Annotated in this window: 18 protein-coding genes; 8 read left to right on the plus strand and 10 right to left on the minus strand. The window is 70.4% G+C overall.

Annotated features, from left to right (window positions below):
- The first annotated feature begins 161 nt into the window (after positions 1-161).
- On the plus strand, positions 162-386 hold the full coding sequence (locus ACLBWX_RS08595; protein WP_447676652.1) for a hypothetical protein: 225 nt from the start codon (positions 162-164) through the stop codon (positions 384-386).
- 25 nt (positions 387-411) lie between these two features.
- On the opposite strand, the gene ACLBWX_RS08600 is transcribed toward ACLBWX_RS08595, so the two are convergent.
- Positions 412-699, minus strand: coding sequence for an MTH1187 family thiamine-binding protein (locus ACLBWX_RS08600; protein WP_447676653.1), 288 nt, complete (start codon positions 697-699; stop codon positions 412-414).
- Between the two features lie 418 nt (positions 700-1,117).
- Here ACLBWX_RS08600 and ACLBWX_RS08605 point away from each other — a divergent pair, with 418 nt between their 5' ends.
- Complete coding sequence (locus ACLBWX_RS08605) at positions 1,118-1,663, plus strand: hypothetical protein (RefSeq protein WP_447676748.1); 546 nt, start codon at positions 1,118-1,120, stop codon at positions 1,661-1,663.
- Positions 1,664-1,777: 114 nt separating this feature from the next.
- On the opposite strand, the gene lpdA is transcribed toward ACLBWX_RS08605, so the two are convergent.
- The 8 genes from lpdA to gloB form a co-directional block, all read right to left on the minus strand.
- Positions 1,778-3,178: a dihydrolipoyl dehydrogenase gene (gene lpdA, locus ACLBWX_RS08610; protein WP_447676654.1), complete on the minus strand. Its 1,401-nt coding sequence runs from the start codon at positions 3,176-3,178 to the stop codon at positions 1,778-1,780.
- A 114-nt stretch (positions 3,179-3,292) separates the two neighbouring features.
- Positions 3,293-4,576 (minus strand): 2-oxoglutarate dehydrogenase complex dihydrolipoyllysine-residue succinyltransferase, encoded by a 1,284-nt coding sequence (gene odhB / locus ACLBWX_RS08615; RefSeq protein WP_447676655.1) that lies wholly within the window; start codon positions 4,574-4,576, stop codon positions 3,293-3,295.
- A 95-nt stretch (positions 4,577-4,671) separates the two neighbouring features.
- Positions 4,672-7,644 carry a 2-oxoglutarate dehydrogenase E1 component gene (locus ACLBWX_RS08620; RefSeq protein ID WP_447676656.1) on the minus strand — a complete coding sequence of 991 codons (2,973 nt, stop codon included), beginning with the start codon at positions 7,642-7,644 and terminating at the stop codon, positions 4,672-4,674.
- A gap of 208 nt (positions 7,645-7,852) precedes the next feature.
- On the minus strand, positions 7,853-8,737 hold the full coding sequence (gene sucD, locus ACLBWX_RS08625; RefSeq protein WP_447676657.1) for a succinate--CoA ligase subunit alpha: 885 nt from the start codon (positions 8,735-8,737) through the stop codon (positions 7,853-7,855).
- An 8-nt stretch (positions 8,738-8,745) separates the two neighbouring features.
- Positions 8,746-9,942 (minus strand): ADP-forming succinate--CoA ligase subunit beta, encoded by a 1,197-nt coding sequence (gene sucC / locus ACLBWX_RS08630; protein ID WP_447676658.1) that lies wholly within the window; start codon positions 9,940-9,942, stop codon positions 8,746-8,748.
- A gap of 136 nt (positions 9,943-10,078) precedes the next feature.
- Positions 10,079-11,041 (minus strand): malate dehydrogenase, encoded by a 963-nt coding sequence (gene mdh / locus ACLBWX_RS08635; protein ID WP_447676659.1) that lies wholly within the window; start codon positions 11,039-11,041, stop codon positions 10,079-10,081.
- Positions 11,042-11,313: 272 nt separating this feature from the next.
- Positions 11,314-12,057: a TetR family transcriptional regulator gene (locus tag ACLBWX_RS08640; protein WP_056471965.1), complete on the minus strand. Its 744-nt coding sequence runs from the start codon at positions 12,055-12,057 to the stop codon at positions 11,314-11,316.
- A gap of 145 nt (positions 12,058-12,202) precedes the next feature.
- Positions 12,203-12,982, minus strand: coding sequence for a hydroxyacylglutathione hydrolase (gloB, locus tag ACLBWX_RS08645; protein ID WP_447676660.1), 780 nt, complete (start codon positions 12,980-12,982; stop codon positions 12,203-12,205).
- Positions 12,983-13,242: 260 nt separating this feature from the next.
- Between gloB and ACLBWX_RS08650 the strand changes: the two genes are divergently transcribed.
- The 6 genes from ACLBWX_RS08650 (at position 13,243) to ACLBWX_RS08675 (ending at position 18,097) form a co-directional block, all read left to right on the plus strand.
- Positions 13,243-13,977 (plus strand): class I SAM-dependent methyltransferase, encoded by a 735-nt coding sequence (locus ACLBWX_RS08650; protein WP_447676661.1) that lies wholly within the window; start codon positions 13,243-13,245, stop codon positions 13,975-13,977.
- Positions 13,978-13,981: 4 nt separating this feature from the next.
- Complete coding sequence (locus tag ACLBWX_RS08655) at positions 13,982-14,671, plus strand: MarC family protein (protein WP_447676662.1); 690 nt, start codon at positions 13,982-13,984, stop codon at positions 14,669-14,671.
- Positions 14,672-14,748: 77 nt separating this feature from the next.
- A complete protein-coding gene (dapB, locus tag ACLBWX_RS08660; RefSeq protein WP_447676663.1) occupies positions 14,749-15,546 on the plus strand; it encodes a 4-hydroxy-tetrahydrodipicolinate reductase in 798 nt (265 codons plus the stop codon).
- Between the two features lie 158 nt (positions 15,547-15,704).
- A complete protein-coding gene (locus ACLBWX_RS08665; protein WP_447676664.1) occupies positions 15,705-16,343 on the plus strand; it encodes a 2,3-bisphosphoglycerate-dependent phosphoglycerate mutase in 639 nt (212 codons plus the stop codon).
- Positions 16,344-16,354: 11 nt separating this feature from the next.
- Positions 16,355-17,032: an alpha-ketoglutarate-dependent dioxygenase AlkB gene (locus ACLBWX_RS08670; RefSeq protein WP_447676665.1), complete on the plus strand. Its 678-nt coding sequence runs from the start codon at positions 16,355-16,357 to the stop codon at positions 17,030-17,032.
- 105 nt (positions 17,033-17,137) lie between these two features.
- On the plus strand, positions 17,138-18,097 hold the full coding sequence (locus tag ACLBWX_RS08675; RefSeq protein ID WP_447676666.1) for a hypothetical protein: 960 nt from the start codon (positions 17,138-17,140) through the stop codon (positions 18,095-18,097).
- A 133-nt stretch (positions 18,098-18,230) separates the two neighbouring features.
- On the opposite strand, the gene grpE is transcribed toward ACLBWX_RS08675, so the two are convergent.
- Positions 18,231-18,860 (minus strand): nucleotide exchange factor GrpE, encoded by a 630-nt coding sequence (gene grpE, locus ACLBWX_RS08680; protein ID WP_447676667.1) that lies wholly within the window; start codon positions 18,858-18,860, stop codon positions 18,231-18,233.
- Between the last annotated feature and the right edge of the window lie 19 nt (positions 18,861-18,879).

The raw sequence follows: 18,879 nt of genomic DNA on the forward strand, positions 1-18,879 counted from the left end.
GCCGTCAGGACCGAGTCATCGCCCGGCAGCGGTTAATTCTTCCTGCGTCCGGCGCATCCCGGGCGCTGGCGACCGTGCGGGACGATCCGACGGGTGGATCGAGCGGCCGTCCGGCCGCGTTGCCCGGTCGAAGCGAACCGAACAGGACGGAAGGACATTCCATGGCATCCCGGCACGGCCTCATTCCAATCATCGCCCTCGGACTGGCGACGCCGGCGGCGGCTCAGACGCCGCCGGCGTCCAGCGGGGAGGCGCGCGGCGCGGCGGTGTGCACGGCGCAGGCCGACCGGAACAACCTCACGGGGGCCGGCCGCGACACCTTCCTGCGAGAATGCCTGGCCGGCGAGAACCTGGATCGGCCGAAGGCGGACCCGTCGAAGCCGTGACCGGTTCGACGGTCGCGGTCGGGGCTCAGAGCACAGCCGTCAACTTGTCCGCCATGGACTGCTCCTTGTCGCGCCGGGACGAGAACGCCATCGTGAAGAAGACGCGCCGAACCCCGATCTCGCTGAGCTTGGCCTCGCAGGCCTCGATGAGCGCGCAGATGTCGCCGAGCTCGCCCTCGACGTTCGTCCCGTTGGCATGCATCTCGGCGTTGAGGGGGCTCGCGTCGATGATCGCTTTGATCGCCTTCACGTAGGGCGAGACCGATGGGCCGACGCCCATCGGGACGATGCACAGATCCGCCACGACCTTCATGATTCTTCTCCCTGCGCTCCACGGTCCCGCCAGAGGTCGCAGGCATGCGGCCCTGTCAATCACGTCCGGGGACCGCCCGCTCGTGCCAAATCTTCATCGGGGGAAAGATCTTCCTCGGAAAGGTGATCCCCGTCGGAGCAGGGACGGGGATCGCGGGGGCGGCCCTCCGGTTCCGAGCCGTCGGTATCCGTGACCGCCCGGCCATGCCGGATGCCGGATCGTCCCCTGCGGAACGGAATCACCGCCTTCGCCGTATCTGCTGACCACGGGGGACCTCTCCCCGGCCCGCGGCCCTGATCCATCCGGGACCGGATGCATGCTGGCTCCGAGTCCGTTCGGGGAGAGGACGCGAGAACGGGAGACGACAGCCTTGACCGACAGATTTCGCGCCCTTGCCGCTGCGATCGCCGTCCTGCTGATGCTGCTGACGTCGGTGGAGGCGCGGGCCCAGGCCGCCACCGAGGCGCCGGCCGTCGCGGTGGAGGAGGAAGCGCGGCCGGGTCCGCCGCCGCCGCTACCGGACCTGGCGGATTCCAACGGACGTGCGGGCGAGCCCCTGAACCAGCCCGGCCAAGCCTCCGGCATTCCCAGGGCGCTTCGCGGCTCGGCCGACCGGGCCGGCGGCCCGGCCAACGACCTGACGCAGGGCGACCGGCCCGACGAGCCGCCGCTGCCCAAGGCCGATCTCGCGCAGGTGCTGGAGGGCCGGGCCCTGTTCCACGGCAATTATTGCGGCGCCGGCCAGCGTGGCGAGGGCCTGCCGCCCACCGACGACCTGGACGCGGCCTGCATGCGCCACGACGCCTGCTTCGACGCCGCCGGGCACCGCTCCTGCGCCTGCAACGCCACCCTCGAACGGGAGGCGTCCGCCGTCTCGGAGCGGCCGGGCCTCTCGCGCCAGATTCGCGAGCGTGCCCTCAGCGTGGCCCAGGCGGCCGACGTGATGGGTTGCCAGGCGCCCTGATCGGGCCTCCTTGAACGGCAGGACCCGCCGGTTTCGCCCCCGCAAAATCCCCCGCGAGAAAGCGGCCGCCGCTCGGGGGAGCGACGGCTGCCTGGACGCGAGAGCGGGCGGGGATCAGATGTGGATCGCGCGCTTGCCGACGGCGAGGGCCGCTTCCTTGACCGCCTCCGTGAGGGTCGGGTGGGCGTGGCAGGTGCGGGCGACGTCCTCGGCCGAGGCACCGAATTCCATCGCCACCGCGACCTCCGCGATCAGGTTGCCGGCATCGGCTCCCACGATGTGGACGCCGAGGACGCGGTCGGTGGTCGCGTCGGCCAGGATCTTCACGAAGCCGTCCGTGGTGTGGTTCACCTTGGCGCGGCCGTTGGCGGTGAAGGGGAATTTTCCGCTGTTGTAGGCGATGCCGTCCTTCTTCAGCTCCTCTTCGGTCTTCCCGACGGAGGCGACCTCCGGATAGGTGTAGACCACGTTCGGGATCACGCCGTAGTTCACGTGGCCCGACTGGCCGGCCAGCAGTTCGGCCACGGCCACCCCCTCGTCCTCGGCCTTGTGAGCCAGCATCGGCCCGGCGATGACGTCGCCGATCGCGTAGATGCCCGTGACGTTGGTGGCGTAGTGGCTGTCGGTCTGGATGCGGCCCTTGTTGTCGAGGCCGACGCCCACCGTCTCCAGGCCGAGGCCCTCGGTGTAGGGCACCCGGCCGATGGCCACGAGCACCACGTCGGCCTGCAGCTTCTCGGCCTCGCCGCCGGCGGCGGGCTCCACCGTGACGGTGGCGGCGCCGTCGCTGACCTCGACGCCCGTGACCTTGGACGAGAGCTTGAACTGCACGCCCTGCTTGCCGAGGATGCGCTGGAACTGCTTGCCGACCTCGCCGTCCATGCCCGGAAGGATCCGGTCGAGATACTCGACCACGGTCACCTCCGATCCGAGGCGACGCCAGACCGAGCCGAGCTCGAGGCCGATGACGCCGGCGCCGATGATGAGGAGCTTGCCCGGGACCTTCTCCAGGGCGAGGGCGCCCGTGGAGGAGACGACGATCTTTTCGTCGATGGTCACGCCGGGGAGCTTCGTGACGTCCGAGCCCGTGGCGATGACGACGTTCTTCGTCTCCAGGAGCTGGTTGCCGCCGTCCTCGGACAGCACCTCGACGCGGCCCGCGCCGGCCAGCCGCGCGGTGCCCCGATAGGCGTCGATGCCGTTCCTCTTGAGCAGGAACTCGACGCCCTTGGTGTTGCCGTCGACGCCGTCCTGCTTGAAGGTCATCATCTTGGCGAGGTCGAGCTCGGGCGCGCTCACGATCACGCCCATGTCGGCGAAGTGCTTGCCCGCCTCCTCGAAGGCCTCCGAGGCGTGCAGCAGGGCCTTCGAGGGAATGCAGCCGACGTTGAGGCAGGTACCGCCATGGGCGGCCCGCTTCTCCACCACGGCCGTCTTGAGGCCGAGCTGGGCGGCCCGGATGGCGCAGACGTAACCGCCGGGGCCGGTGCCGATGACGACGAGATCGTAGGACATAGGAATCTGACTCGCTGGATTGGGCGGCGGGTCATGCCCCACCATCGATGGACGAAGCGCGCGGAAGCGTCCGGCCACGCGGGAGCGCGGCCGGCGGACGGCAGCTGCCGGGCCTTAGAGGTCGAGCACGAGGCGTGCCGGATCCTCCAGCGCCTCCTTGACGCGCACGAGGAAGGTCACGGCCTCCTTCCCGTCGACGATGCGGTGATCGTAGGACAGGGCGAGGTACATCATCGGCCGCGCCTCAATCTTGCCGGCGCGCACCACCGGGCGCTCCTCGATGCGGTGCATGCCGAGAATGCCGGATTGCGGCGCGTTGAGGATCGGGGTCGACATCAGGGAGCCGTAGATGCCGCCGTTGGTGATCGTGAAGGTGCCGCCCTGCATCTCGTCGATGGAGAGCTTGCCGTCGCGGGCCTTCTTGCCGAAGCCCGCGATGGTCTTCTCGATGCCGGCGATCGACAGATCGTCGGCGTTGCGCACCACCGGCACCACGAGGCCCTTGTCGGTCCCGACGGCGATGCCGATGTGGTAGTAGTTCTTGTAGACGAGGTCCTGCCCGTCGATCTCGGCGTTCACCGCCGGCACGTCCTTGAGGGCGCCGATCACCGCCTTGGTGAAGAAGCCCATGAAGCCGAGCTTGGTGCCGTGCTTCTTCTCGAAGATGTCCTTGTACTGGCTCCGCATCGCCATCACGGCCGACATGTCGACGTCGTTGAACGTCGTCAGCATCGCGGCGGTGTCCTGCGCGTCCTTGAGACGGCGGGCGATGGTCTGGCGCAGCTTGGTCATGCGCACGCGCTCCTCGCGCGCCGCATCGTCGGGCTTCGAGGGCGCGCGCGGGGCGGCGGGCTTCGCCTCCCGGGCGGGCGCCGGGGCGGACGGCCCCTTGGCGGTCGCCTCCAGCATGTCGCCCTTGGTCACCCGGCCGTCCTTGCCGCTGCCGTTCAGGGTCGCGGGGTCGATGCCGGACTCGCGCGCCATCTTGGCGACCGCGGGGCCGTGGTCGCCGGACTCGCGGGCGGCCGGGGGGGTGGCGTCGCCGTGGTTGCCGTAGGCGGCAGAGGAGCCCTGAGCCGGAGCCTCTGCGGGCTTGCCCTCGGACTTGGTCTCGGCCTTGGCTTCGGCCTTCTTCGGGGCCGCGGCCTTGCCGCCGCCGGCGGCCTCGACGATCGAGCCGAGGAGCGCGCCGGGCTCCACCGTCTCGCCGTCCTTGGCCAGGATCTCGCCGAGCTGGCCCGCCGCCGGCGCGTTCACCTCCAGGGTGACCTTGTCGGTCTCGAGTTCCACCAAGGGCTCGTCGGCGGCCACGATGTCGCCCGGCTTCTTGAACCAGCGGCCGATGGTGGCCTCGCTCACGGATTCGCCCAGGGTCGGGACGACGATATCGGTTGCCATGGTTCAGTGTCCGTCCGGAGGGTTCGGGACGCCGCTCTGCGGCGCCCTCGGATCGAGAAACGTGGGGGCGAGAAACGTGGGGAAAGGGCCGGCGGTCAGACCGCCAGCGCCTCGTTGAGGAAGGCCTGGAGCTGGGCCTGATGCTTCGAGAGCATGCCCACCGCCGTGGATGCGGAGGCCGGGCGGCCGACGTAGCGCGCGCGCTTGACCGGCGACTGGGCCTGGCCGAGCACCCATTCGAGGTAGGGCTCGACGAAGGCCCAGGAGCCCATGTTCTTCGGCTCCTCCTGGCACCACACCACCTCGGCGTTGCGGAAGCGCGCCATCTCGCCCGCCAGCGCCTTCAGGGGGAACGGGTAGAGCTGCTCGACGCGCATCAGGTAGACGTCGGTCACGCCGCGCTTCTCGCGCTCCTCGTAGAGGTCGTAATAGACCTTGCCCGAGCACAGCACGACGCGCCGGACCTTGTCGTCCTTGACGAGCTTGACGCCGTCCTCGTCGCGCTCGGCATCGTCCCAGAGCACCCGATGGAAGCTCGAGCCCTCCGCCATCGCCTCGATCGGCGAGACCGCCTTCTTGTGGCGCAGGAGCGACTTCGGCGTCATCAGGATCAGCGGCTTGCGGAACTCGCGGTGCAGCTGGCGGCGCAGGATGTGGAAGTAGTTCGACGGCGTCGTGCAGTTGGCGACCTGCATGTTGTCCTCGGCGCACATCTGCAGGAAGCGCTCCAGACGGGCGGAGGAGTGCTCCGGCCCCTGGCCCTCGTAGCCGTGCGGCAGCAGCAGGGTCAGGCCCGACATGCGCAGCCACTTGCGCTCGCCGCTGGAGATGAACTGGTCGATGACCACCTGGGCGCCGTTGGCGAAGTCGCCGAACTGCGCCTCCCACAGCACCAGGGCGTTGGGCTCGGCCGCCGAGTAGCCGTACTCGAAGCCGAGCACCGCCTCCTCGGAGAGCATCGAGTTGATGACCTCCAGGCTGGCCTGACCCTCGCGGATCGAGTTCAGCGAGGTGTAGCGCTGCTCGTTCTCCTGGTCGATCACCACGGCGTGGCGCTGGGAGAAGGTGCCGCGCTCGACATCCTGGCCCGACAGGCGGACGCGGTTGCCCTCGATGAGGAGCGAGCCGAAGGCCAGCGCCTCCGCGGTCGCCCAGTCGATGCCCTGCCCCGATTCCACCGCCTTGGCCCGGTTGTCGAAGAAGCGCTGGATCGTGCGGTGCAGGTGGAAGCCGGGGGGCGGCGTGGTGATGCGCTGGGCGATCTCGCGCAGGGTCTCGGCGGGCACGCCGGTCTTGCCGCGCCGGGGATCGTCCACGTCCTCGCGCACCGCCTTGAAGCCGGCCCAGCGCCCGTCGAGCCAATCGGCCTTGTTGGCCTTGTAGTTCGTGGCGACCTCCAGCTCGGCGTCGAGCATGGCGCGGAACTCGGCCTTGCGGGTGTCGAGCTGCTCCTGGCTCAGCACGCCCTCGGCGACGAGCTTCTTGCCGTAGGTCTCCAGCGCGGTCGGGTGCTTGCGGATGCGCTGGTACATCTTCGGCTGGGTGAAGGCCGGCTCGTCGCCCTCGTTGTGGCCGAAGCGGCGGTAGCACAGCATGTCGATGACGACGGGCTTGCCGAACTTCTGGCGGTACTCGATCGCGATCTTGGCCGCGAAGGTCACGACCTCCGGGTCGTCGCCGTTGCAGTGGAAGATCGGCGCCTCCACCATCTTCGCCACGTCGGACGGATAGGGCGACGAGCGCGAGAAGCGCGGATCGGTCGTGAAGCCGATCTGGTTGTTGATGATGAAGTGGATCGAGCCGCCGGTGCGGTGGCCCTTCAGGCCGGACAGGCCGAGGCACTCGGCCACCACGCCCTGGCCGGCGAAGGCCGCGTCGCCGTGGATGAGCAGCGGCACCACGCGGGTGCGCTCCACCGTGGGCTTGGCCCGCTGGTCCTGCTTGGCGCGCACCTTGCCGAGCACGACGGGATCGACGATCTCGAGGTGCGACGGGTTGGCGGTGAGCGAGAGGTGGACGTTGTTGCCGTCGAAGGCGCGGTCCGACGAGGCACCGAGATGGTACTTCACGTCGCCGGACCCCTCGACCTCGGCCGGGTTGGCCGAGCCGCCCTTGAACTCGTTGAACACCGCCCGGAAGGGCTTGGCCATCACGTTGGTGAGCACGTTGAGGCGGCCGCGATGGGCCATGCCCACGACGATCTCCTCCGCACCCAGCGCGCCGCCGCGCTTGATGATCTGTTCGAGCGCCGGGATCATCGCCTCGGAGCCGTCGAGGCCGAAGCGCTTGGTGCCGGTGTACTTGAGGTCGAGGAACTTCTCGAAGCCCTCGGCCTCGATCAGCTTGTTCAGGATCGCGCGGCGGCCCTCGGGCGTGAAGGTGATCTCCTTGCCCTTGCCCTCGATGCGCTCCTGGATCCAGGCCTTCTCCTCCGGATTGGAGATGTGCATGAACTCGACGCCGAGCGTCTGGCAGTAGGTGCGCTCCAGGATCTCGACGATCTCGCGGATGGTCGAGAATTCGAGGCCGAGCACGTTGTCGAGGAAGATCGGGCGGTCCCAGTCCTTCTCCTCGAAGCCGTAATGCTGCGGGTGCAGCTCCTCGTGGTCGCCGCGGGGGGCGAGGCCGAGGGGGTCGAGCTTGGCGTGCAGGTGGCCGCGCATGCGGTAGGCGCGGATCAGCATGATCGCGCGGACCGAATCCTTCGTCGCCTGCTCCACCGAGATGCCGGGGGCGGAGGCGATGACGACGCCCTTGGCCGGGGCCGACGCGGTGTCGGACTTGGCGCGGATCTTGTCGCCCATCGCCTTCTCGACGGTGGCCCAGTTGCCGTCCAGCGCCGAGACGATCTCGCCATTGGCGTGGATCGGCCAGTTCGGCCGCTCCCAGGAGGCGCCGGCCGCGTTCTTCTCGGGCGCGCCCTTGTCCTCGTTCAGGGACCGGAAGAACGTCTGCCACTCGGGGTCGACCGAGTTCGGATCACGGGCGTAAGCCGCCTGCAGCTCCTCGATGTAGGCGGCGTTGCCGCCGTAGAGGAACGAGGTTTCGAGCGCGTCCTGGCGTGCCATCGTTCGGGTCATCCTGCCGCTGTGCGGGGTCCTCCGCCGGGGAGGCTCCCTGCCCGACCCACCTCGGCGCGGATCGCGGAGGGGATCGGATGTATCGGGAAAGACGCGGGCACCGTCGGGCTCGCGTCGCTCGTTCGTAGATGGGGTCGCGGACCTGAACGCCGGAGCAATGCAGGCCTGCGATCCCCGCGCGTCAGCTGCGCAGGACTCAGCCGCGCAGGACTTCGACGAGGGTGCTGCCGAGGCGGGCCGGCGAGGGCGAGACCCGGATGCCGGCCGCTTCCATGGCGGCGATCTTGTCCTCGGCGCCGCCCTTGCCGCCCGAGATGATGGCGCCCGCATGGCCCATGCGGCGGCCCGGAGGCGCCGTGCGGCCGGCGATGAAGCCGACCATGGGCTTGCTTCGGCCGCGCTTGGCCTCGTCACGTAGGAACTGCGCCGCCTCCTCCTCGGCCGAGCCGCCGATCTCGCCGATCATCACGATCGATTCGGTCTTGTCGTCGGCGAGGAACAGCTCGAGCATCGAGATGAACTCGGTGCCCTTCACCGGATCGCCGCCGATGCCGACCGCCGTGGTCTGGCCGAGGCCGGCATTGGTGGTCTGGAACACGGCCTCGTAGGTCAGCGTGCCGGAGCGGGAGACGATGCCCACCGAGCCCGGCTTGAAGATGTTGGCCGGCATGATGCCGATCTTGCACTGGCCGGCGGTGACGATGCCGGGACAGTTCGGTCCCACCAGGCGGGACTTCGAGCCCTCCAGGGCGCGCTTGACCCGCACCATGTCGAGGACCGGGATGCCCTCGGTGATGCAGACGATGAGCGGGACTTCCGCCTGGATCGCCTCGCAGATCGCGTCGGCGGCGCCCGGCGGCGGCACGTAGACGACCGATGCCGTCGCGCCCGTGGCCTCGCGCGCCTCGGCCACCGTGTCGAAGACCGGCAGGTTGAGGTGCTTGGAACCGCCCTTACCGGGGGAGGTGCCGCCGACCATCTTGGTGCCGTAGGCGATGGCCTGCTCGGAGTGGAAGGTCCCGTTCTTGCCGGTGAAGCCCTGGCAGATGACCTTGGTGTTCGCGTCGATCAGGATGGACATGGGTACTCTCAGCCCTTCTTCACGGCGGCGACGATCTTCTGCGCGGCATCGTCGAGGTCGTCGGCGGAGATCACGTTCAGGCCGGAATTCCGGATGATCTCCTTGCCCTTCTCCACGTTGGTGCCTTCCAGGCGCACCACCAGGGGCACCTGCAGGCCGACCGCCTTCACCGCCGCGATCACGCCGTTGGCGATCACGTCGCACTTCATGATGCCGCCGAAGATGTTGACCAGGATGCCCTTCACCTGCGGGTCGGCGGTGATGATCTTGAAGGCCGCCGTGACTTTCTCTTCGGAAGCGCCGCCGCCGACATCGAGGAAGTTCGCCGGCTCCTCGCCGTAGAGCTTGATGATGTCGAGGGTCGCCATGGCGAGGCCGGCGCCGTTGACCATGCAGCCGATGGTGCCGTCCAGCGCGATGTAGGCCAGATCGTACTTCGAGGCCTCGATCTCCTTGGCGTCCTCCTCGGTCTCGTCGCGCAGGGCCACGATGTCGGGGTGCCGGTAGAGGGCGTTCGAGTCGAAGGAGATCTTGGCGTCGAGGCACTTGAGGTGGCCGTCGCCGGTGAGCACCAGCGGGTTGATCTCCAGCATGCTCATGTCCTTGGCGGTGAACGCCTCGTAGAGCTTGGTGGTCAGATCGCCGGCTTCCTTGGCCTGCGCGCCGGTGAGGCCGAGCGTCTTGGCGACGAGGCGGCCGTGATGGGGCATCACGCCGGTGGCGGGATCGACCGAGAAGGTCACGATCTTCTCCGGCGTCTCGTGCGCCACCGTCTCGATGTCCATGCCGCCTTCCGTCGAGACGACGTAGGCGACCTTGCCGGTCTCGCGGTCCACCAGCATCGAGAGGTAGAATTCCGCCTCGATCTGGGCGCCCTCCTCGATGTAGAGGCGGTTGACCTGCTTGCCGGCGTCGCCGGTCTGGATCGTGACCAGGGTCTGGCCCAGCATCTCGGCCGCGAACTGCTTGACCTCGTCGAGGGACTTGGTGACGCGCACGCCGCCCTTGGCGCCGGCCGGGGCGCCCTTGAAGGTGCCCTTGCCGCGGCCGCCCGCGTGGATCTGCGACTTCACCACCCAGACCGGGCCGCCGAGTTCCTTGGCGGCGGCCTCCGCCTCCTCCGGCTTGAAGATCGCCACGCCCTTGGAAACGGGCAGGCCGAACTCCTTCAGCACCGCCTTGGCCTGGTATTCGTGAATGTTCATGGAAAGACCCTCAACGTCATCCCGGGGCCGCGCAGCGGAGCCCGGGATCCAGACACACAGGTTGCGATCCAGCCTGCCGCATCGGCGGCTCTGGATTCCGGGCTCGCCTCGCGGCGCCCCGGAACGACGGTCAGGTTCAGGCGAGCGCGGGGTTCACGCCCTTGCAGGCCTCGATCAGGGTCTTCACGGCGCCGACCGACTTCTCGAACATCGCCTTCTCGTCGTCGTTGAACGCCACTTCGAGGACGCGCTCGACGCCATTGGCGCCGATCACGATCGGCACGCCCACATACATGTCGGAGATGCCGTACTCGCCGTTGAGGTAGGCGGCGCAGGGCAGCACGCGGCGCTTGTCGCGCAGGTAGCTCTCGGCCATGGCGATGGCGGAGGCGGCCGGCGCGTAGAAGGCCGAGCCGGTCTTGAGCAGGTTGACGATCTCGCCGCCGCCCTTGCGGGTGCGCTCGACCATGGCGTCGAGCTTCTCCTGGGTGGTCCAGCCGAGCTTGACCAGGTCGGGGAGCGGCACGCCGGCCACGGTCGAGTAGCGCACCAGCGGGACCATGTCGTCGCCGTGGCCGCCGAGCACGAAGGCGGTCACGTCCTCCACCGAGACCTTGAACTCGTCGGCGAGGAAGTGGCGGAAACGAGCGGAATCGAGGACGCCGGCCATGCCGACCACCTTGTGGGTGGGAAGCCCCGAGAACTTCTGCAGGGCCCAGACCATCGCGTCGAGGGGGTTGGTGATGCAGATGACGAAGGCGTCCGGGGCGTGCTGCTTGATGCCGGTGCCGACGGCCTCCATGACCTTCAGGTTGATCCCGATCAGGTCGTCGCGGCTCATGCCGGGCTTGCGCGGCACGCCCGCGGTGACGATCACCACGTCGGCGCCGGCGATCGCGGCGTAGTCGCTGGCACCCGTGTAGGTGGCGTCGAAGCCGTCGACCGGTGCGGATTCGGCGATGTCGAGGCCCTTGCCCTGCGGGACGCCGTCGGCGATGTCGAACAGCACGACGTCGCCGAGTTCCTTCAGGCCCGCCAAGTGCGCGAGGGTTCCACCGATCTGTCCAGCGCCGATGAGCGCGATCTTGCTGCGTGCCATGGGGGAAACGAACCTCCGGTCCTTGCGTAGCGGTCGCGGCGCTGGGAGGCTTGGAAAACCACCGGCGCGTTGCTGCGCGGTGTGTGGCCGAAAAGGCCCAGGGCTTCAACCGAGACACGAAGGCCAAAGCAGGGTTCGGGCCAAGCCGGCCCGCTGCCGCGTCCGGGACCCACCGCGAAAAGCCCAGCGATCGCCGTGCCTTAGAGAGGCGAGCCAGAATTCGCTGCGGCGATGGGGGCCAAGTGACAGCGGTAAAATTCTGTCACGGAGGCTCAGAGCGTGCCTGTCCGCAGCACCTTCTGGATGGCCAGAATCACCGCGCCGAGGCGGGCCTCCACGAGGTCGCGCGGCAAGTCGGCATCGTGCTGGATCGCCAGCGGATGGGTGAAGCGGTAGCTGGCATCGAAGATGTGCGCGATGGCCCGCTCGCGGTCCCGGGCGACGAAGGCGCCGGCGCCGATGCCCTCCTCGACCACGCGCTCGACGAGACTGCGCAGGCGCACTCGATGGCGCCGGGCGATCGGGCGGGCGCCCACCGTGGCATCGAGGTGGACGGCGAAGAGGTTGGGTTCGTGGACCAGGGTCTCGCGCTGGACGCTCGCCAGGGCGGTGAGCAGGCGCTCGATCTTGTCGTCGGCCGGGTCCGGCGCGTCGGCGATGCGGGCGAGTTCCGCCTCGACGTCGCGGAGCCAGCGCCCAGCCACAGCGTCGAGCAGCGCGTCCTTGGAGGGGAAGTAGCGGTAGACGTTGGCGTGCGTCATGCCCGCCTCGGCGGCGACGGCCACCACGGTGACCCGCTTGGGGCCGAGGCGGCGGAGGTGTTCCGTGGCGACGGCGAGCAGGCGCGCATCCACCGCCAGGGGGGCCGTGGTCCGCGGCGCCGGACGGGCGACGCGGGGCACCGTGATGCGGACGGCGCTCTCGGGGGCCGTCTGATCCTCCGAAGGTTCGCTTCCCCTGCTCTCGCTGAGGTCGATCTCGTGCCCGAAGGCGAAGGGCGGGCCGGGCGGCTGCATCAAATCGGACACCAGGGCTCGTGAAGGGACGGGACGACGCCTCCCGGACATGTCCACTTCGCGAGAAGCGGGTTTCTCGTCCGAAAGTCCAACGTGGCCAATATCAATGACAGCATCAGCCTCGCTGTAACGCCCCTTTAACGAGTCAGAACCGGTTCTTCCAGGCCCTCAATGCAGCAAAGACAACCGAGGGCTGGGTTCCGGGCGCCAGATCCACGCCTTGAGCGAGGCTCGGCTCGCCGGCCCGCAGGAACGGATTGGTCGCGCGCTCCGCGCCCATGGTGCTGGGAATCAGGAAGCGGCCCTCCGCCGCGGCGCGCTCGGCTTCGGCCGCCCGGGCGGCGAGGGCCGCGTTGCCGGGCTCGGCCGCCCGCGCGAAGCGGGCATTGGAGAGCACGTAGTCGTGGCCGCTATAGACCGCGGTCTCGTCGGGCAGCGGCCGGAAGCGTTCCAGGGAACGCCACAGGGTCGCGGGCTCGGCCTCCATCACCCGGCCGCAGCCGAGGGTGAACAGGGTGTCGCCGGCGAACACAACGCCGGCCCCCTCGAACCAGTAGGTGACGTGGTCGGCGCAGTGCCCCGGCGTCTCCCAGACCTGCGCCGCGAGGTCGCCGACCCGGACCGCGTCCCCTTCCGAGACGGTGGCGTCGACCTCCGGCACGGCCGCCCCCGCCTTCAGGGGCGCCGTCACCCGGGCGCCGGTGCGGCGCTTCACCTCCGGGATGCCCTCGACGTGGTCGCCGTGCCGATGCGTGACGAGGATGTCGGTGAGGGTCCAGCCGGCCGCGTCGAGGGCCGCCAGCACGGGGCCGGCCTCGGGCACGTCGATGGCGGCGCAGGCGCCGGTGGCGGGGTCGCGGATCAGGACGCCGATATTGTCGCTGCGGCACAGGAAGGTGCGGATCTCGGGCCTCTGGGCGGTCATGGGGCTTCCTTCCGGATCGGGGGGCGCGGGGGCGCCGGCGCGACGTGCGGCCGACCCTCGGCGCGGACAACTTCGGTAGGAGGCGAAATGGGTGCGGGACCGGGCAGGTCCAGGGGCCGTTTCCCCCGGTCCTTCGCGGGTCCCGCCGATCCAGGCTTGTCGTGACGGGGCGCGGCCCCCATTGATGCGGCCGGACCTTTCTCGCATCGTGGCCTCCCGGCCGGCTCCCCGCGCCGAGCGACCGTACCGAAACCCGATCCATGCGCCTCGACGTCACCGATCTGCGCGCCTTCTACGCGAGCCCCCTCGGGGGCGTGACGCACCGCATCGTGGCGCGCGCGATCCACAGCTTCCTCGGCTCGGTCTCCGGCCTGCGCGTGCTCGGGCTCGGCTACGCCACGCCCTATCTCGGCCCCGTCCACGTCATCGCCGAGCGGACCCTGGCCTTCATGCCGGCGACGCAGGGGGTGGTGAACTGGCCCGGCAGCGGCCGCTCCTGCTCGGCGCTGGCCGATCCGACCATGATGCCCCTGCCCGAGGCGGCGGTGGACCGGGTGATCCTCGTCCACGCGCTGGAATCCGTCGAGAGCCCGACGGAGCTCCTGCAGGACGTCTGGCGGGTGCTGACCCCGGGCGGGCGCATGATCCTGGTGGTGCCGAACCGGCGCGGCGTCTGGGCCCGGCGCGACGCGACGCCGTTCGGCCACGGCCAGCCCTACAGCCGCTCGCAGCTCGCCCGGCTGATGCGCACCACCCAGTTCTCCCCCGAGGGCTGGGCCGAGACGCTCTACATGCCGCCGGTGGAGAACCGGCTGCTGCTGCGGACCGCCGGGGCCTGGGAGCGGATGGGCACCAGCCTGTCGCTGCCCTTCGCCGGCCTGCACGTGGTCGATGCCACCAAGCAGCTCTACCATCCCGTCGCCGTGCGCCGGGTGCGCCGGGCGACCCGCCTCGCACCGGCCCGCGCGCTGGTGCCCGCCCCCTCGCCGGGCTGAGCCGATGTGGGATCTCATCGCGCCCGAGGCGGCGCTCCAGAGCTTCGTGCTCGCCTTCTCCTCGCTGTTCTCCATCGTGAACCCGGTGGGCTCGTCGCTGATCTTCGCGCAGGTGACGGCCCTGAACTCCCATGCCGAGCGCCTGGAGCTCGCCAGGCGCATCGGCTTCTACGCCGCCCTGATCATGCTCTCGACCCTCTGGGCGGGCGCGCCGATCCTGAACTTCTTCGGCGTCTCCCTGGCCGCGCTGCGCATCGCCGGGGGCCTCGTGGTGGCGGCCTCGGCCTGGACGCTGCTCACGGCGCCCGAGGCGCGCGAGGCGCGCAAGCAGGCGGAGGCGACCCGGGAACCCGCCGGCAACCTGGCGGAGATCGCCTTCTTCCCCCTGACGCTGCCCTTCACCACCGGTCCGGGCACCATCGCGGTGGCGATCGCGCTCGGCTCCAACCGGCCCGCGCCGGGACCGGACCGGATCGGCTTCTACGTCGGCATGTCCCTGGCCGCACTCGCCATCGCCGTGCTGGTGCGCTTCACCTACGGCTCGGCCGACCGGGTGGTGACCTGGATCGGCCCCGTGGGCGCGCGGGTGCTCGGGCGCCTCTTCGCCTTCCTGCTCCTCTGCGTCGGCACGCAGATCACCGTGAACGGCGTCTCCGACGTGCTCGGGCCGCTGCTGGCGCAGGCGGGGCGCTGATCCTTGTCCGGTCCGGCCGGAGGCTGTACCGCAACCCGGACGCGGAAGGCGGCAACAATCTCTGGAGGCTGAGGACGATGCGGCTCGTGGTGGTCGGCGCCGACGGGCGCATGGGGCGGATGCTGATCCGCGCGGTGGCGGAGACCGAGGGCTGCACCCTGTCGGGCGCCATCGAGCGCGAAGGCTCCCCCGCTCTGGGGCAGGATGCCGGCACGCTGGCGGGCGTGGGCGCGCTCGGCGTCGCGGTCACGGACGATCCCCTGCCCGTCTTCGCGGCGGCCGAGGGCGTCCTCGACTTCACGGCGCCCGCCGCCACCACCTTCTTCGCCGAACTCGCCGCCCAGGCCCGCATCGTCCACGTGGTCGGGACCACCGGCCTGCAGGAGGCCGATCTCGCCAGGCTCGGCGCGGCCGCCCACCACGCCCGCATCGTGCGCTCGGGCAACATGTCCCTCGGGGTCAACCTCGTCGCGGGCCTCGTGCGCCGCATGGCGGCGGCCCTCGGGGAGGATTTCGACATCGAGATCGTCGAGATGCACCACCGGATGAAGGTCGACGCCCCCTCCGGCACCGCCCTGCTGCTGGGCGAGGCGGCCGCGGAAGGGCGCGGCGTCGCCCTCGCCGACACCCGGGTCTCCACCCGCGACGGACATACCGGCGCGCGCCGGCCCGGCGACATCGGCTTCGCCACCCTGCGCGGCGGGACCGTGGTGGGCGATCACAGCGTGGTCTTCGCCGGCCCGGGCGAGCGGATCACCGTCAGCCACCACGCCGAGGACCGTGCGATCTTCGCCCGCGGCGCCGTGCGGGCGGCGCTCTGGGCCTTCGCCCGGCCGCCCGGCCTCTACGGGATGGATGACGTCCTGGGGCTTTAGTATGGAGCCCCCGTTCGGCAGGTACGTTTCGTCATCTGCCGTTCAGATTGACGCGCGCATGAGCCGGCGCAGGCGCCTTCGCTGCGCTGCAACATCGTCCGCCGCCCGGACCTTCGCCGCGGCCGTGCGGTCTCAATGACCAAGAGGATCATCCCCCGATGGATCGCCTTCTCGTCCTCGCTCGCCATGGCCAGAGCGACTGGAACCTCAAGAAGCTGTTCACGGGCTGGCGTGATCCCGAGCTGACGGATCTCGGCGTCGAGGAGGCCCGCACCGCCGGGCGCTGGCTCAAGGAGCAGGGCTACGGCTTCGACGTGGCCTTCACCTCCAACCTGAAGCGCGCCCAGCGCACCTGCGCGCTGATCCTGGAGGAGATGGACCTCGGCGGGCTCGAGACGATCCGCAACGAGGCCCTGAACGAGCGCGATTACGGCGACCTCTCCGGCCTCAACAAGGACGATGCCCGCGAGCGCTGGGGCGACGCCCAGGTGCACCAGTGGCGCCGGTCCTACGACGTGCCGCCCCCCGGCGGCGAGAGCCTGAAGGACACCGCCGCCCGCGTGCTGCCCTATTACATCCAGTTCATCCTGCCCCGCGTCATGGCGGGCGAGCGCGTCCTGGTGGCCGCCCACGGCAACTCCCTGCGCGCCCTCGTGATGGTGCTCGACGGCATGACCACCAAGACCATCGCCAGCCTCGAGATCGCCACCGGCATCCCCCTCGTCTATCAGCTCAAGGCCGACACCACGGTGGAGAGCAAGGCGGTGCTGGAGCGCGACATCGACCACAAGGTCTGACCGCCGCGTCCGTGGCGTCCCACGCGCCGGCCGGGATCGTCCTGGTTCCCGGCCTGATCCACGTCCCCGGCTACCTGGACGGCGCGGCGCAGGCGCGCCTCGCCGGCGAACTCGCGGTCGCGCTCGCGGCCGCGCCCCCCTACACGCCGCGGATGCCCCGCACCGACCGGCCCTTCTCGGTGCGGATGTCGAATTGCGGGCCGCTCGGCTGGGTCTCCGACCGGGCGGGCTACCGCTACCAGCCGCATCACCCCGTGACGGACGCGCCCTGGCCGGCCATCCCGCCCGTGGCCCTCTCCGCCTGGGAGGCCCTGTCGGGCTATCCCGCCCCGCCCGAGGCCTGCCTCGTCAACCTGTACGAGCCCGGCGCCCGCATGGGCCTGCATCAGGATCGGGACGAGGACGCCCGCGACGCGCCCGTCGTCTCGCTGTCCCTCGGCGCCACCGCCCTCTTCCGCTACGGCGGCCTGCAGCGCGCGGACCCGACCCGTTCGGTGCGCCTGCGGGCCGGTGACGCGCTCGTGATCGGCGGTCCCGCCCGGCTGATCCACCACGGAATCGACCGCCTCGTCGCGGAGGCGCCGGACCTGCTCCAGGGCGCCGCCCCCGGCCCGCGCCCGGATTTCCTTCCGCCGGGCGGGCGCTGCAACCTGACCCTGCGACGCGTGACGCGGCCCCCGGACGCTTGACAGCGGCGGGGCGTGGGTCGACCCATCGCGTCAGCCTCACCGCGGGCCTGCCCCGTGAGGAGCGGGCCGGCGGACCTGCCCGGGGCCTTGCGGAGAACCGATTCGATGCGTCTGCGTAACCTCGTCCGTCCGGTTTCCATCCTGGTCCTCGCCCTGGGACTGGCGAGCCCCGCGCTGGCGGCCGACCCGGTCTTCCCGCCGAGCTCGCGCTTCGGCTTCGATCCGCCCTCCGACATGGTCCCCTCGAAGCGCTTCTCCGGCCTGGAGCGGGTGGAAGGCGGCGCGACGGTCTCGGTGGTGGAACTGCCGGCCAACGCCTTCGCCGACCTCGAGACCAACTTCACCGACGAGAACCTGAAGGCCCAGGGCTTCGTCGTCGCCAGCCGGCAGGCCATCAAGGTCGCGGGCGACGTCGACGCGGTGCTGTTCACGGGCGATCAGCCGGCCGTGGAATCGGCCGGCACCCCGGCGATCAAGAAGTGGATGCTCCTCGTGGGCGACCCGACCGTGACCGGCATCATCATCGCGCAGGCGACGCCCGATGCCGAGACCGAGGAGACGATGAAGCGGCTGCTGACCGGCATCCACATCCGTCCGGCCCTCACCCTGGAGCAGCAGGTCGCCGCGCTGCCCTTCCGGATCGGCAACGAGGCGGGTTTCCGCCCGGTGCGGGTGCTGGCCGGCAATTCGGTGCTGCTGACGCAAGGGTCGAAGGACGAGATGCTCGGCCTGGAGCAGCCGATCCTGGTCCTGGCCCAGGCGGTGCAGCCTCCGCCGGCCACGGAGCAGCGCGACGCCTTCGCGCGCGCCGCGCTCTATTCCAACCAGACGATGAAGGACTTCGTGATCGAGCGCGCCCAGAGCTACCGCCAGAACGGCGTCGACTGGCACGAGATCGTGGCCCGCGCCGTGGATTCGGCCTCGGGCACGCCGGTGGTCATCTCGCAGACGATCCGCTTCGCTCCCGACGGCTACCTGCGGGCGGTCGGCGTCGTGAAGGCCGAGATGCGCGAGGGCGTGCTGGCGAAGTTCCGCGAGGTCGTCGACAGCGTGCAGCTGCGTTAGGGGCCAGCGAGGGTCGGGCCGGGACGAAGTCCCGCAAGAGGGGAGCGCCCTATCCGGAGAAGTCGCCTCCCCTCTCCCGCCTGCTCCGCGACGCCGACCCTCCCCCGCAGAGGGGGGAGGGTCGGCGTCGCGCTCAGGCCGCGTCGGCCGGGTTGGCGGCCGGCTTCGGTCCGCCCTTGGCCACGCCGACCAGGGCCGGGCGCAGGACCCGGTCGCCGATGATGTAGCCGGCCTGCATCACCTGCACGACGGTGCCGGTGGGGACCTCGGGATCGGGCACCTCGAACATCGCCTGGTGGCGGTTGGGGTCGAAGCGCTGGCCCTTCGGCTCGATCAGCTTGACGCCGTGCCGCTCCAGGGTCTTGGCGAGGTCGCGCTCGGTGAGCTCGATCCCGTCGATCAGGGCCTTGAAGGCGCCGTCCGCGCCGGTCCGGTCCGCTTCGGGGATGCTCTCCAGGGCGCGCCGGATGTTGTCGGCGGAATTCAGGAGGTCGCGGGCGAAGTTCGTCACCGCGTACGCGCGGGCATCGGCGACCTCGCGCTCGGTGCGCCGGCGCAGGTTCTCCATCTCGGCCAGGGTGCGCAGAATGCGGTCCTTCAGCTCGTCGCGCTCGGCCAGGAGGGGCGCCAGGGCGTCGGCCTGCGGCGCCTCGCCGGAGGCCGGACCTTCGGCCTGCGCGGCCCCAGCTTGCGCGGCTCCTTGGGTCTCCTCGACCGTCTGGGCCGGGTCGCGCCGCTCGTCGTGCATGTCGTTCGCCATCATGTGGTTTCGTCGGAGAGTG

The sequence above is a fragment of the Methylobacterium sp. M6A4_1b genome (assembly GCF_053345175.1).